The 15,245-nt window shown below is 44.0% G+C and carries 13 protein-coding genes; 5 read left to right on the top strand and 8 right to left on the bottom strand.

All coding sequences use genetic code 11. The features are described from left to right. Positions 1-44 precede the first annotated feature (44 nt). From potC to potA, 3 genes are read right to left on the bottom strand one after another with little or no spacing between them, the layout of a single operon-like run. The gene (gene potC, locus EI162_RS06935; protein ID WP_192523652.1) at positions 45-878 is read right to left on the bottom strand and encodes a spermidine/putrescine ABC transporter permease PotC; all 834 of its coding nucleotides are present in this window, start codon (positions 876-878) and stop codon (positions 45-47) included. After that, on the bottom strand, positions 878-1,756 hold the full coding sequence (gene potB / locus EI162_RS06930) for a spermidine/putrescine ABC transporter permease PotB (protein WP_192523651.1): 879 nt from the start codon (positions 1,754-1,756) through the stop codon (positions 878-880). The genes potC and potB overlap by 1 nt, the downstream gene beginning before the upstream one ends. Next, the gene (gene potA / locus EI162_RS06925) at positions 1,756-3,012 is read right to left on the bottom strand and encodes a spermidine/putrescine ABC transporter ATP-binding protein PotA (RefSeq protein WP_192523650.1); all 1,257 of its coding nucleotides are present in this window, start codon (positions 3,010-3,012) and stop codon (positions 1,756-1,758) included. Before potA ends, potB begins: the two co-directional genes overlap by 1 nt. Positions 3,013-3,598: 586 nt before the next feature. Here potA and EI162_RS06920 point away from each other — a divergent pair. From EI162_RS06920 to EI162_RS06910, 3 genes are all read left to right on the top strand, one after another. Continuing rightward, positions 3,599-4,237 carry a carbonic anhydrase gene (locus tag EI162_RS06920; protein ID WP_192523649.1) on the top strand — a complete coding sequence of 213 codons (639 nt, stop codon included), beginning with the start codon at positions 3,599-3,601 and terminating at the stop codon, positions 4,235-4,237. Positions 4,238-4,388: 151 nt separating this feature from the next. Beyond that, positions 4,389-4,997: a lactoylglutathione lyase gene (gene gloA, locus EI162_RS06915; protein WP_192523648.1), complete on the top strand. Its 609-nt coding sequence runs from the start codon at positions 4,389-4,391 to the stop codon at positions 4,995-4,997. A 105-nt stretch (positions 4,998-5,102) separates the two neighbouring features. After that, complete coding sequence (locus EI162_RS06910; RefSeq protein ID WP_192523647.1) at positions 5,103-6,098, top strand: mechanosensitive ion channel family protein; 996 nt, start codon at positions 5,103-5,105, stop codon at positions 6,096-6,098. 170 nt (positions 6,099-6,268) lie between these two features. Here the strand turns inward: EI162_RS06910 and EI162_RS06905 are convergent, their stop codons facing one another. The 3 genes from EI162_RS06905 to ribA form a co-directional block, all read right to left on the bottom strand. Beyond that, positions 6,269-6,739 carry a c-type cytochrome gene (locus tag EI162_RS06905; protein ID WP_192523646.1) on the bottom strand — a complete coding sequence of 157 codons (471 nt, stop codon included), beginning with the start codon at positions 6,737-6,739 and terminating at the stop codon, positions 6,269-6,271. A gap of 465 nt (positions 6,740-7,204) precedes the next feature. Continuing rightward, positions 7,205-8,212, bottom strand: a complete 1,008-nt coding sequence (gene hemF / locus EI162_RS06900) for an oxygen-dependent coproporphyrinogen oxidase (RefSeq protein WP_225735338.1) — start codon at positions 8,210-8,212, stop codon at positions 7,205-7,207. A gap of 35 nt (positions 8,213-8,247) precedes the next feature. Further along, complete coding sequence (ribA, locus tag EI162_RS06895; RefSeq protein ID WP_192523645.1) at positions 8,248-8,943, bottom strand: GTP cyclohydrolase II; 696 nt, start codon at positions 8,941-8,943, stop codon at positions 8,248-8,250. A gap of 462 nt (positions 8,944-9,405) precedes the next feature. On the opposite strand from ribA, the gene dxs reads away from it, so the two are divergent. Both dxs and EI162_RS06885 read left to right on the top strand, forming a co-directional pair. Then, on the top strand, positions 9,406-11,463 hold the full coding sequence (dxs, locus tag EI162_RS06890) for a 1-deoxy-D-xylulose-5-phosphate synthase (protein ID WP_192523644.1): 2,058 nt from the start codon (positions 9,406-9,408) through the stop codon (positions 11,461-11,463). Positions 11,464-11,808: 345 nt separating this feature from the next. Then, a complete protein-coding gene (locus EI162_RS06885; protein WP_192523643.1) occupies positions 11,809-12,636 on the top strand; it encodes an inositol monophosphatase family protein in 828 nt (275 codons plus the stop codon). A 59-nt stretch (positions 12,637-12,695) separates the two neighbouring features. Here the strand turns inward: EI162_RS06885 and EI162_RS06880 are convergent, their stop codons facing one another. Together EI162_RS06880 and EI162_RS06875 are read right to left on the bottom strand one after the other, a co-directional pair. Next, positions 12,696-14,123: a WS/DGAT/MGAT family O-acyltransferase gene (locus EI162_RS06880; protein ID WP_192523642.1), complete on the bottom strand. Its 1,428-nt coding sequence runs from the start codon at positions 14,121-14,123 to the stop codon at positions 12,696-12,698. A gap of 113 nt (positions 14,124-14,236) precedes the next feature. Continuing rightward, a complete protein-coding gene (locus tag EI162_RS06875) occupies positions 14,237-15,061 on the bottom strand; it encodes a thiazole synthase (protein ID WP_192523641.1) in 825 nt (274 codons plus the stop codon). Between the last annotated feature and the right edge of the window lie 184 nt (positions 15,062-15,245).

Genomic DNA, 15,245 nt, shown 5'->3' with positions numbered 1-15,245 from the left:
CAAAGTTTATTTCTAAGCAGCGATGGTTAATGAGTGATGGCAAATTAGCGTCGACGTAATAATAGCTGCGAGATAATAACCAATACCAAAGAAGCAACCAATAGTAGCGTACCGATAGCATTGACTTCTGGCTTAAGGCCTACGCGTACCATCGAGTAAATCCGCAGTGGTAAAATCTCATAACTAGGCCCAGTAACAAAGGTCGAAACCACCACATCATCGAGTGATAAGGTAAAAGCAAGCAGCCAACCTGCCATGACCGCTGGCAGAATAACAGGGATTAAAACGGTACGCACCATCGTTGATTCATTGGCACCCAAATCACGCGCTGCTTCCATCAAGCGCTCATCCAAACTGCTTAAACGCGCGAATACCGTAATGACCACAAACGGCAGGCAAAAAGTAATGTGCGCCAATAGCAGTGATACAAAACCCAACTGTAGACCAATTAGTAAAAATAAGGCCAATAATGAGATAGCCAGTACAATCTCAGGTGACATCATCAGCACAAATAATAGTCCATTTAGCAGACCTTTACCACGAAAGTTATAGCGGTGTAGCGCGAGGGCAGTTAGGGTGCCTATCACAGTCGAAACGGTCGCGGCGACCAACCCCAATACAATAGAATGCCAAAAAGCATCGAGCATGGCTTGGTTGTTGAATAGCGATTCGTACCACTTTAAGCTAAAACCACCCCAATTGTAGCCAATCTTGGATTTGTTAAATGACATCACTACCAAAACAACAATGGGTAAATATAGCATGGCATAAATTAGGCTAAGATAGCCTTTGGCAGCGATGCTACCAATTTTAATACTGCCAATCTTAGTAGAAGGCCTCTTTTTAGTCGGTGCATTAGTCCGTGAGCTATCAGACATCAGGCCACCTCATTAAAATCAGTCTTGCCAATACGGCGGCTACTGGCACGGTAGGCAAGTAATAATATCGCCATCGCCAGTGTCAATAACACGCTGGCTGCAGCGCCAAATGGCCAATCACGCGCATCCAAAAACTGATTTTTTATAATATTACCCACCAATAAATTGCGTGAGCCACCTAAAATATCGGCGACGTAAAACATCCCCATCGCAGGTAATAGAACCAACAGCACCCCTGAAATAATCCCTGGCGTGGTCAACGGTAATACCACATGCCAAAAGGTCTGGGTTTTTGATGCGCCCAAGTCCTGTGAGGCGAGTAGCATGTCATTGCGCAAATCGGTAAAAACGGCATACAGCGGCAGCACCATAAAAGGAAATAATAAGTAGGTTAAACCTGCTATTACCGCCCCTTGGGTATATAAAATATCAATAGGGGTATCGATGACTCCGATGGCCAGTAGTGATTTATTAATCAAACCATTATTGGCAAACAGCAATTTAAGGGCATAAGTCCGCACTAAAGAGTTGGTCCAAAACGGTAGGATTAACAGCATCATGAGCAGCGGTTGCCACCGCGCTTTGACTTTAGAGATTAGCCATGCAAAAGGGTAGCCAAGCAGCAAGCAGATGACCGTGGTGATACTTGCCATCCATAATGAATGGACAAATACGCCAAAATACAAGGGATCAATCATGCGCACGTAGCTATCGATACTGACAGGTAGGCTAATAAAATCGGTGCTATCACGGGTTAAAAAACTGACCGCAATCACCAGTATATTGGGTAATAGCGCAAAGATAAGCAGCCAACCCCAAATCAGCCATAGCGTTGCCGTACGAAAAGGACTTTTATTACTGACGCTAGTACGTGCCATTAGGTGAGATCCTTTTGGGCAGCTAGGTTAATATGGTTATTATTTTCGTCATCAGGCGTAGCATCTTCTGGCAACACCCATTCCCAGCCATCAACCCATGACACTTTTACGCCCTCATTTAACTTATAATCAAAGCTTGGATCATCCTCATCAAAGAACTCCGACGCCTTAATAATATGGCCATTTTCCAGCTCAATAATGGAGTCTAAGGTGCTGCCTTTATAGTTGCTTTCAATGACCCGCCCTAGTAGGCCAGTATGTTCGGCGTTATTGGGATCGTAAATCCGTAAATCTTCAGGGCGTAGCAATAAATTCACGATATCGCCAACTTGGACATCGTTGGCAAAGTCCGGGCGGCGTAGATTGCGTAAGGTAGTCGGACCATCTTGCGCTTGCGCCTCGCAAACCTCGACTTCGATCCGTCCATTGGTCACCCGACCATCACGATCTGGCTGCTCAGGATAAACGCCCTTGACCTCAGCCTTAAATAGATTGGTCTCACCGATAAATTTGGCAGTGAATAAATTGGCAGGGGTTTCATAAATTTCAATAGGCGTGCCGATTTGCTGAAACTTGCCGTCTTTCATCACTGCGATGCGGTCTGACATCGATAGCGCTTCTTCTTGGTCATGAGTAACAAAGACAAAAGTAATGCCCAGCTCACGCTGCAGGCGCTTAAGCTCAGACTGCATTTGTAGGCGCAGCTTATGGTCAAGTGCCGATAGCGGCTCATCGAGTAATAGCAATTTAGGGCGATTAATCACCGCCCGTGCAATCGCCACGCGCTGCTGCTGACCACCAGACAAGTCTTGCGGTTTGCGGTTGGCAAGATGTTCAAGTTGTACCATCGCTAGCATTTCACGCACGCGGGTTTGAATCTCGTTTTTAGGGACTTTTTTGAGCTTAAGACCGTAAGCGACGTTTTGCGCCACTGTCATATGCGGAAATAATGCATATTGCTGGAATACGGTATTGACTGGCCGCTTATCCGCTGGCAAGCCTGCCATCTGTACCCCATCGAGATAAATCGCCCCTGCATCTGGTTGCTCAAAACCGGCAATCAACCGTAGCAATGTGGTTTTACCACAGCCAGATGGTCCAAGCAGGGTTAAAAATTCACCATGCTTGATATCGAGATTGATGTCTTTTAATACTTCCGTTTGATCATAGGTTTTTTTCAGACCAGTCAGTTGCAGTAGCACCTTGTCAGTGTTGGATGGCGCAGTGGTAGGCATCTGTGAGTTTGATTCGGTCATAAGCTTGCTTCCTAAAATACCAAAAGATCAATATGGCCATAAACTATGAATGGATACGGCATTTGGTTGCTGAGTATTATAACAAACCCTTGCTAGAAATCAGTGCAAGTTCGTTATCTGTGGGTTGGTTTGGGCTTTAAGCCATGTAAAGTTACTTTAAACGCCTTCCACTTATTTTTTACGGTTTTTATCCATCTTAACTATAGTCCGTTCTAAATAAAATCGACACGTCAATAATCCCGTGCTACTGGAGTAAATTTTTCTTGCTTGCTGTTCGCAGGCGTGACAGAGGCTGCGAAAAATTTACTCCAGTAGCACTCGTATCAGTTTTAAAGTGAATCAGCTATATGTATATTTAGTACGTTTATTTCAAAGTATTTTGCGACAGCAGCAAAGCAAGCAATCAAGTTAAAATAAAGAATTTTTACTATTTTTTTGGTTTGGTTCCTATACAATAATTTTGTGTATGTTAAATACAACAATATTTGCCATAGCAGACGACTGAGCTTAAAAGATAAGCTGGTATGAAAAGCAGGCTGCTAGAGCAATTCATAATTTTAATCATTTTTATAAAAAAGGACTCTTTATGCCTAACAGTAACCGCCCAAAAACTGGTCAAGAAGCACTGGCACTGCTCAAAGAAGGCAATGTACGTTACATTGATAGTTTGACCAGTACTGATCCCTGTATGCAAAAGCGCCCAGAACTCATCAATGATCAAGATCCTATCGCCATTATTTTGGGCTGCTCGGATGCACGCGTCCCCGTTGAGATTGTATTTGACCAAGGCTTGGGTGATTTATTCGTCATCCGAGTGGCGGGTAATGTGGTGGCGCCATCACAGATTGGCTCGATTGAGTTTGCGGCCGAAAAATTTGGCACTAAGCTGGTGGTGGTGTTGGGTCATTCACATTGCGGCGCGGTCACCGCTTGCGTGGAGACGCTTATTAATCCGGAGCAAAACTACTCTCCCAATTTGCAGTCCATCGTTGACCGTATCCGCCCAAGCGTTTATAACTTGCATGAGCTTGCCACCGCTAATGGTCAAGACGTCGATGCAGATGAGTTGGTCGACCGCTCTATCCGTGCCAACGTGCGCATGTCAGTTAGCCAGCTTAAGCATGGCTCGCGCGCGCTAGAGGATTTAACCAATAGTGGACAATTGCTGGTGGTGGGCGCGGAGTATAATTTAGAGACGGGTACGGTACGCTTTTTAGACAGCTAATCAGTATTGTAGACAGGGCATACCAAGTGTGCTCTTACAAAACCTTATCAACCCTTGCATCGTTTTTTTATTATGATAGAAGGCTGAGCGGGCACCATAACGGTTGCTCGCTCGTCTTAAAACTCTCTACTTTGTCAATATTAGGATAGTTATGTCTATTTCTTCGTCTGTTTCCTCTTCTCATTCAAATACAGGTTCAGCCACCGATAACAATAATAATGAGCCACTAATCGCTCAGCCAGCTAGTAGCGTAAATGTCGATGGTATTCAGTCTATCTCAGGTCAAACCACAGGCTTTACCTTTAATCACACCATGCTGCGAGTCAAAGACCCTGTTAAATCGTTGGCGTTTTATACGGGCGTTCTTGGGATGACGTTACTTGCGGTCAAAAAATTCCCTGACATGGGTTTTGATTTATACTTTTTAGCTAAATTAACCGAGAGCGAGCGTGAAAATCTACCATCGGGGGATGATTTAGAGGTTTTTGCCTTTCGTCAGCGCGGTATTCTAGAGCTTACCCATAATTATGGTACCGAAACCCAAGCAGATTTTAGCTATCATGATGGCAACCAAGAGCCACAAGGTTTTGGTCATATTTGCTTTAGTGTGCCTAATTTAGAAGATGCGGTCGCTTGGTTTGATAAAAATGCGGTCGAATTTAAAAAACGCCCAGAAGATGGTAGCATGAAAAATATTGCCTTTATCAAAGACGTCGATGGCTACTGGATTGAAATTGTACAAGCCGATTTGATGGGTTAAATTTCAACACATCCTAAATTTCAACACACCCTATAAGCAACGCTTGCTCATACAAGTTAAAAACCAGTTGATAACGAGAAAAATAATTAAAGGAGTGACACTTAAATGCCTACCTCTGAGGCAGAAACGATAGTAAATACCGAGACAGCTGCTGTATCGTCAACGGCTGATGCATTGAGCTATCAAAGCATTATCGATTCGGCAAATGAGATAGTGGTGGGCTTTGTAGAGCGTATACCCTATTTTGTCGCAGCAATCGTTGTCATTCTACTTTTCTGGTTTTTATCGATTGTCTTCAAAAAAATCGTATACAAGCTTTTGGGCAGCCGCAGTCGACATCAAAACTTAGTGAAAGTGTTTCAGCGAGTCGGCGGTGCACTGATTGTCTTTATTGGTTTTATGATCGCCATGGTCGTTGCCGTACCAGGGTTTACCCCTGCCAAGCTGATTGGGGCGCTCGGTATCGGTTCGGTCGCGATAGGTTTTGCCTTTAAAGATATCTTTCAAAACTTGTTATCTGGTATTTTGTTACTCCTGTCTGAGCCATTTCGTATCGGTGATCAGATTGTGTCAGGCGATTACGAAGGAACGGTTGAAGACATCAAAATCCGTGCCACGACCATTAAAACGTATGACGGTCGTCAAGTGGTTATTCCCAACTCAGACCTCTATACTTCAGTATTGACCGTTAATACGGCGTATAAGCAGCGCCGCCTACAAGTGGCGGTCGGTATTGGTTATGAAGACGATATCGAGGCGGCAAAAGCGGAGATTATACAGGCATTGGATAAAGCGGACAGTGTATCCAAAAAAGCTAAGCCGAGCGTGATTGCCACCGGCTTTGGTGACTCTACGATTGATTTAATGGTGCGCTGGTTTATTGAAGATGGCACGCAGGCCAATAAAGTCGCCTCGACGCATCAAGTGATTGTAGAAATTAAAATAGCATTGGATGCCGCAGGGGTGAATATGCCTTTCCCCGTACGTACCATAGATTTGAGTGATCCATCAGTCGATGCCATCGTCAATAAAGTTAATGAACAAAGTGGTATTAATGATCAAAAAAATGAAACTGAGTTTTATAACAATAACATGCCATAGTTGATTTACTTTAAAACCGATACGAGTGCTACTGGAATAAACAACTCGGATAAGTCTATTTAGCCAAAAAATCCAATAAAAAAGCCACTATATCTCATGATACGGTGGCTTTTTTACGGTATTGCTTTATTGCGCTATTTTATTGTATCAGCGCAGAGCTGTAGAGCTAATTAGTCTTTTTCCACTTTAAAGTCGGTATGACATGACTCACAGCTATCTCCAACGTTACCGAATTCAGGCATAACACCATCAATGCTGGTCGCTGTTTGAGCGACTGTATTTAATTCAGCAGTGACTTTTTGGAAGTTGTCGGCTTCAGCACTGAAACCATCAGCATCCGACCATACCGCTTCTTTGGCATTACCCATGGTTTCTGGGTTTTCAAAATGACCCCAAGGGCTTTTAGATTCTTCTGCTAAAAACGCTGCTTGCTCTTTAAATACTTCTGCATCAAAAGTATCAGGTTCTTTGGCCATGCCACCCATCACTTTCATTGCATCGCCAAAGTTTTTCATGATGTCTTGACGGGCCTTAACTTCAGGGTCGACTGGCTTACTACAGGCGGTTAGACCTAAGATTGCTGCCATCAACGTGATACCAAAGATAGACTTCAATGATTTTTGGTTAGAGATCTGGGCCATGTGTACTGCTCCTTTATACGTGGCTAATAAAAAGGTGGCGTAGCATAAATGCTCGTCACCTGATTAAATTGCTGCTGTTGGAATAAGTTTTTAAGGGATATTTTTAAACATCTGTTATTGTACAAAATATTAATATCTCAAAATTTGCTAATATGCTCTGTTAATCAAAAAACAATGGGTCGAAAAACTGTTTTTTGAAAACCTCTTTTTACAGACATATTACTTCTAATTAGACCCCAATATTCTTGAAGAAAATAGAGCAATAAGGTGCCTTTTTGTAAAATACTTGTAATTGATTCACTATCAGGACTTAAGATCATCGAATGATATTCAACAAAATAGTCATTACTGGTGTAAATCAGCGCGCCTTTATTATCTTAAATAACAAAGGTCAGCATGGGTAGCTGACCTTTAAAATTACTGTGACAAGCAGTCATTATTGATAAGGCATTATGCCAATATCGACTATAAAGTCAACCAATCGCGTGGTTTTAGGTAAAAATCGGTCAATTCAAACTCAGGTGTGCCCTCAGTCGGTTCGAAGCGATAATGCCAGCTGGCAAGCGGTGGCATACTGACCAATATGGATTCGATACGGCCATTACTCTGTAGTCCAAATAGCGTGCCGCGGTCATAAACAAGATTGTATTCGACATAGCGGCCACGACGATATAACTGAAATTCACGTTGAGCTTCGGTGTAAGGTGCGTCTTTACGCTGTTCAAAAATCGGTATGATACCGTCAAGGTAACCGTTACCTACCGCTTTCATAAAATTAAAGCAGGTTTCGAAATCCCAGCCGCGACTTTCTGTATTGACATCATCATAAAATAAACCACCGATACCGCGCTGCTCATCGCGATGACGTAGATGGAAGTATTCGTCGCACCATTGCTTAAAGTCAGGATAGACGCTGTCGCCAAAAGGCGCACAAAGATCATGACAAACTTGATGCCAATGCACACAGTCAGCGAGTACTGGATAGAATGGAGTCAAATCAAAGCCGCCACCAAACCACCAAATAGGGTCTTCATCCTCTGCTTCGGCCACGAATAAACGCACATTAGCGTGGCTAGTCGGGACATTAGGGTTTTTGGGGTGGATAACCAATGAGACACCCATGGCCTGCGCTTTGCGACCAGCGATATTTGGATGGCGGGCGGTTGCTGAAGCAGGCAGGTTTTTTACGTGAATATGACTAAACATCACGCCCGCTTTTTCAATTACTTGACCATCTGCCAACACGCATGAGCGACCACCGCCGCCTTCAGGACGTTCCCAATCATCAGGAACAAAGACTGCGGGCGTTTGGTTATCAGTGCTGCCGTCACGCTCTTGAGCCTCTAACGCTTGGCAAATGCGCGCCTGCAAATCAACTAAAAATTCACGCACGCGCAGAATGTCGTTATTGGTTGCTATGGTTGAGTCTGTCGCTGACAGGTCTTGTTTATTATTACTATTTGAAATACTCATAAAATATCTATTTATTGATGTTTATTTATTGATGTCTATTTATTAAGGTGTATGGCGGTATTGAAATCTTTATCTAGCAGGTGCCCCATACGGTCGCGCTTGGTTGCTAAATATGCTTCATTCATATCGTTAACCCCAACTACTAATGGTACTCGCTCAACGACATTAATGCCATGCTCTGTTAAGTAAGCGACTTTATCGGGGTTATTGGTAATAAGGCGTACGGCATCTATGCCGACATGGGCGAGCATCGGGCCGCACATATCGTAAACGCGCGCATCCGCTGGTAAGCCTAACATGAGATTGGCATCTAGGGTATCATGGCCCTGATCTTGGAGGGCATAGGCGCGAATCTTATTGGTGAGACCGATGCCGCGACCTTCTTGGCGCAGATACAAAATAGCCCCGCAACCGGTCTCTTGTATTGCCTGCATTGCTGTATTTAACTGCGGTCCACAGTCACACTTTAATGAGCTAAAAGCATCACCCGTTAAGCATTCGGAATGAATACGAATTAATGGAATGGGTCGCTCTGCTGGCGTATCATTACCTTGGTTTGTTACCGTGTTAAATGCGTTTGGTAAACTGCTGGCGCCCGTATTTTGATCGATCACAGACAGACCTACGGTCAGCATCACGTGCTCTTGACCGTCTTCATTTTCAAAGATATGAATATCAAACTCGCCATGACGAGTCGGTAGTTTGGCGCTAGTGATAAGTTGATATGACATTAATATCCTGCATAAGCCGATAGTCGTGGCGGTAGAGCGCGCGCTGATGGTATTTATTATAAATAACACACAAAGTTCACAAACGACGCACGATGATTAAAGCGATAATTCAAAAAAAATGCTATTATGCCATACTATTTTGACGGATACAGTGACAAGTCTTTGCCCTTACATTACTATGTCGTCACTAACATCCGGTATCGATGCAAAATAATAAGGCATAATATCGTCCCTTGGTATGAAAGCGTCAGAGCAATGTTCCATGGCGCCATTATGACAGCGTATTTGCGGTTAGGTGCAGCACAGCTATTTTTATAAAAGTTGCATGGATAGCTTATGGTTTTATGAACAATTATATGGTTAATTACATCGATAACGATGTGGATATTATTGGCGTTGCCTTAGTGAGTATTACGCACTAAGACAACGTCTTGTCAGCAGATTGGTAGGTATCTACGGTTTATGCAGCAGTCAATTCATTCCCCACAGTCTCAGTCCGTATCTGCGCCAGCTGCCGATACTCCTGCCCAACTGTCGAACTTACAGCAAGCCTATGCTGTGATTCCACGCGAGCGTCCCCATACGCCTTTGCTTGACAGTATTGCTACGCCAGCCGATCTTGATATATTTACAACCGCTGAGCTTATTACATTGGCTGATGAGCTGCGGCTTTTTTTGTTGTATTCCGCAGGTCAAAGCGGTGGGCATTTCGGCGCCAATTTAGGGGTGGTTGAACTAACCATTGTGTTACATCATCTTTTAGATACCCCCCAAGATCAGATTGTCTGGGACGTGGGTCACCAAGCATATGCGCATAAAGTATTGACAGGTCGCCGCGATAAGCTTAGCACCATTCGCTCAAAAGATGGTTTGACTGCTTTTCCTGAGCGTGCAGAGTCCGACTACGATACCTTTGGCGTTGGCCATTCATCCACTTCAATCTCAGCTGGCTTGGGCATGAGTTTAGCGCTGCGTTATCAAGGTCGTACGCAAACGGTCGCGTGTATTATTGGCGATGGCGCGATGACAGGTGGTATGGCTTTTGAGGCGATGAATGATGCGGTGCAGCAAGATGCGGATTTATTGGTCATTTTAAATGACAATGATATGTCCATATCCTGTTCTATCGGTGGCTTTTCACGGCATTTAGCGATGCTTTGGGAGTCCGGTTATCAAGTTGATATCTCTGATGTAGGTGAGCCTATCTTACGCCATCGCCCTGATATGAAGAGCTTTGATCGCCGTAAACGTCATAAAGAGATGCGCGATGTCCCGCAGCTAGAAGACAACTTATTTAAAGCGATTGGTTTTACTTATTTTGGTCCATTTGATGGGCACAATATCCCTGAGCTGCTGCGAGTATTATCGATTGCAAAGCAAGTAAAAGGCCCTGTTTTAGTCCATATTTATACCACCAAAGGTAAAGGTTTTGCCCCAGCTGAATTAGACCCAGTCGGCTATCACGCTATCGGCAGGTTGCCAGCTGAAGGTAACGAAAGTAGCGCGACAGAAACGTCACAAGACAGCCAAGTTATAAACAAACCTGCTTTAAAATACTCCGAAGTGTTTGGGCAGTTCCTATGTGACAAAGCTGCTGAAGATGACAAATTGCTTGGTATAACACCTGCTATGGAAGAAGGCTCGGGGATGATTGAGTTTGCTCGTCAATTCTCAGAACGCTTTTTTGACGTGGCGATTGCTGAGCAACATGCCGTCACGCTAGCTGCTGGTATGGCAACTCAAGGTGTTAAGCCGATTGTGGCGATTTATTCGACGTTTTTACAACGTGGTTACGATCAGCTGATTCATGATGTGGCGTTGCAAAATCTCGATGTCATGTTTGCCATCGATCGTGCCGGTTTGGTGGGTGAAGATGGCGCAACGCATGCGGGCGTATTTGATTTTGCCTTTTTACGCTGCGTGCCAAATATGCTGATTGCCGCGCCAAAAGATGAGAACGAATGCTACCACTTGCTCAATACGTGCTATGAATATGATGGCTGCACAGCAGTACGTTATCCACGTGGCGTCGGTACTGGCGCAATTATCGAACAACCAGCACAAGTTTATAATATCGGTGAAGCTGTTATAGAGTCAGTATTAGGTAGCGATGATGCGCCTAAAAAACTGGCGCTATTGGCATTTGGTACTATGGTTGCTACCGCCCAACAAGCCGCAGAAAATATTATTGAGGCGTATGCTGAAGACGAGTGCCAGATACATGTGGTCAATATGCGCTGGGTAAAGCCTTTAGACACTGAATTATTAGAAGCGTTATTGGCAAAAGGCATTACTCATATTGCAACCTTGGAAGGACATATGATTATGGGCGGCGCGGGTAGTGCGGTAAATGAGTATTTGCTCAATGAGTCGCCTGCCTTTAAACATAGCCGTCCCGCCATTCGCAATATTGGAATTCCCGATCGCTTTGCTGCGCACGGTTCGCAAGCGGAACAAATGGCTGACTGCGGGTTAGACGTTCAGGGTGTGGTGATACAGCTTAAGCAACTGTTGTCATAAGTCATATTTGATTTGAATCGTGTGTTGCTTGCAATAGATAAAAGCTCGATCGATAGAGCGAACGCCTGCTAGCCGTAGGTGCTGACTTTTTTACAACTTGCGCAGTTTGTGATGGCTACCTAAATATTGGGTGGGCTTGGCGAAGGTCGTGGCTTTTTCGTTTTTATCGAATAATTTTAGTATAATGCGGTTGTCGTTTTTAAAAGGCAGGTTTTTTAAAGCGCATAGTTATGGGTGTGATGCGGCCAGTCTAGTTGGCTTGTTGTGGGCACAAATTTGGTCTTATTTTTGACATTCATTCATCAAGTAAATGTTATATTCATTCATCAAGCAAATAGGTTATTTATGGAACCCATGGTCGTCATCGCAGCGCGTACTGCTGAAAAAGTTGGTAAAGAAATTTTATATGCGCATCATAACCGCCACAAAATCGAGTTGGATATTGAGTCCAAAGGACTTGATGGACTGGTCACACGTATCGATCGCTTCAGCGAAGAGCTAACGATTGAGACGCTAAAAGCCAGCTATCCAAATCATTCGTTTTTGGGTGAAGAGTTCGGTATGCAAGAAGGCATCGGCGAAGATGCTGACTGGTGCTGGATTATTGATCCGCTAGATGGCACCAAAAACTTCGTTCATGGCGTACCACAGTTTTGTGTGTCTATCGCCGTACAGCATAAAGGCGTCACCCAACACGGGGTCATCTATGATCCTGTTCGTGATGAGATGTTCTCTGCCAGCCGTGGTAAAGGCGCTCGTCTCAACCAGCGCCGTATCAATGTCAGCGAACGCAAAACCATTGATGGTGGTTTATTTACCACAGGTCATCCTCTAGAACGTAAGCGTAATGGTGAAGTGATTTCTTATGCCAAAGAGCATTTTGAAAGCTTGCAGAAAATCTCAGAGGAAGGTGGACAAATTCGCCGTTTAGGCTCAGCAGCACTTGATTTATGCTATGTGGCGGCGGGTCGTTTTGATGGTTATTTTGAGATGTCTATCAAGCCTTGGGATATCGCCGCCGGTGAGCTTATCGTGACCGAAGCACGCGGTGTGGTCGTTGATCATACTGGCGCGCACAACTCGATGACCTCAGGCTCTATCTTTGCCTGTAACGTCAAATTACTGAAACCGTTGATGCAGGTGGTCGTACCAACGTGGGGCGACGCTGTATAAATTTTAATATTTATTTGCAGTATTAAGTGTTAAATATTAAAAAGAAAAGGCTGGTGCCATTATGGCGCCAGCTTTTTTGTTTGTTTAGTACTTTTGTCTTTGACGGTGATACCTTCAAATTCGAGCTCTTTACTGGTCGTTTCTAATAAGGTTAACTCTTCTTCTATTAGCGTCAGCATATCTTGTATATGCGGTAATGCTTTGCTACAAGCGGTAATACAAAACTCAATCTTGTCCAAATACGTGGCTAAGGTTATATTTATTGCTTGTCCATTGAACACGATAGAAGCAGGATATAAAGATTGCAAGCGCGCGCCATTCCAATATAGTGGCTTCTCAGACCCAGGAACGTTAGAAATGATAAGGTTAAACGCTTGTTTCTTAGGGAATAAGCCAGTGGCTAGATTGATACCTTCCCAAGCATAAGCGATCACACTATAGTTGATGACTTGTGCTTGATTCATGCGGCGGAAGCGGCGCTTGCCATTATTCATACTACGGTGAATCAACTCAATCCGGCGCAATGGATTGTCTAAATGCGTGCCTAAATTGGCCAATACAAATGACAGCTGATTGCCCGATATACTATTATCAGTACGTAGCGACATCGGCACAAAAGCAATTAATGGCTTGCTAGGCAATGCGTCCCTCGATATTAAATAACGACGAATGGCACCAGCACAAACCGCTAGCACGACGTCGTTTCTGCTGATTTTTAGCCTTTCGGCGATGTCGTTAAAACGCTGTATGTCATAAGACTGTGCCGCTATCCGCCGTGATGCTGAGATACGTTTATTTAAAATACTCATTGGTGCATCAAAAGTACCCACATAACCATCATCACCATAGTTTTTTAGGTTGTCTAGCAGTTCGGTAAATACAGGTTTGATAGTAGATAGTTGTTCTTTAAGAATATTTCTAATGGATTTTTCGGTAGGCAGTATGGCATTGACTTGGTTACGATGACGCGCCATTAATGACCAAATTGGTAGGGTTACGGGCTCGGTAGGTGATTGTGATAGAGACTTTTTAACCAAGCGCATGGCAGCGATGCCATCAACCAACGAATGGTGAATTTTGAAATATAAGGCAAAACGTTCAGGAGCGCCTTCACTTTCAGGCTGAATACCCTCAATCACATGGCATTCCCATAGCGGCATGGCGCGGTCTAAAAGGCGACCGTGTTCTCTTGACACGTACATCAGCAGCTCGCGTACCCGTGCAGGCTGTGGTAACGCCACGTGATGCAGGTGATGCTCAACGTCAAAGTGTTTATCTTTTTGCCAAAAAATTAAGTGTTCAAGTACTTGGTTAAAAGGAAAAGTGGGTGGTACATCAGAGTCTTGCATCTGTTTTACCAGTTGACAGACAAAACCACTGTCCGCATTTTCCGGTAATTCAAATAAAAACAAGCCGCCGACGTGCATGGGTTGTTTACGCGACTCAAGAAGTAAAAATAACTGGTCGACTGCGGTGAGAAGTCGCATAATAAATCCTTTTATGACAATAATTTAAATGAGTGTTGCTGCATTTATTATTATTTTATAGCTGATTTTTTATTAAAAACTATTAAGGTAATAATTGTTATTCAATTAAAAAACTATTGGAAAAAGTATCCTGTCTGTGGCGAGCTGGCAATGGCCATCTTGCGCATCGGCATACGGCCCGCTAAGAAAGCCTGACGTCCTGCCCAAACAGCATGTTTCATGGCCTGCGCCATCATCACTGGGTTTTGCGCACTGGCAATCGCTGAGTTCATCAGCACACCATCACAGCCCAGCTCCATGGCAATGGCAGCATCAGAAGCGGTACCGACGCCTGCATCGACCAATACTGGTACTTTGGCATTTTCGATAATAAGGCTTAGCGTATGACGATTGAGCAGACCAAGGCCTGAACCAATCAAGCTACCAAGCGGCATAATGGCCACGCAGCCCATGCTTTCTAATTCTTGCGCCACGATAGGGTCATCTGAGGTATATACCATGACTTCAAAGCCATCATCAATCAGCACTTTGGCTGCTTTTAGGGTCTCAGTGATATTAGGGTAAAGCGTTTTTTCATCACCCAATACTTCAAGCTTCACCAAATTATGCCCGCCCAATAGCTCGCGAGCAAGTTTACAAGTACGAATGGCGGTTTCCGCATCAAAACAACCCGCGGTATTCGGCAGTATGGTGTATTTATCAGGCGAAATCACATCCAGTAGATTGGGCTCATTGCTATTTTGTCCAATATTGGTACGACGAATGGCGACGGTGACAATCTCTGCTGCCGATGCTCCAATAGCATCGCCAGTTTCAGTCATATCTTTATACTTGCCTGTGCCTACCAACAGCCTAGAAGAAAATGTACGGCTTCCTACCGTAAAAGTATCTTGTAAAAGGGGTGTTGGGTTAGTAGTAATGCTAGCGTTCTCTGACATAACTGAAAATCCTAATAGCGAGTAAAACAAAATGTTATTATAGCAAAACCATACACGCTTACTTGCAATCTTTTTTGGTTTAGCAAGCTAAGTACAATGGGCTTACTAGGGGCTGTATAGAATTGGGAAATAGTTGAAAAAAATAAGCAACGCCTTACACTCTTGTTTACCACAACAAAGAGAA

This window comes from Psychrobacter sp. FME6, from assembly GCF_014861365.1.
Taxonomy (GTDB): domain Bacteria; phylum Pseudomonadota; class Gammaproteobacteria; order Pseudomonadales; family Moraxellaceae; genus Psychrobacter.
Note: the sequence above shows the minus strand (reverse complement) of the source record. Positions and strands in the feature narration are given on the sequence as shown.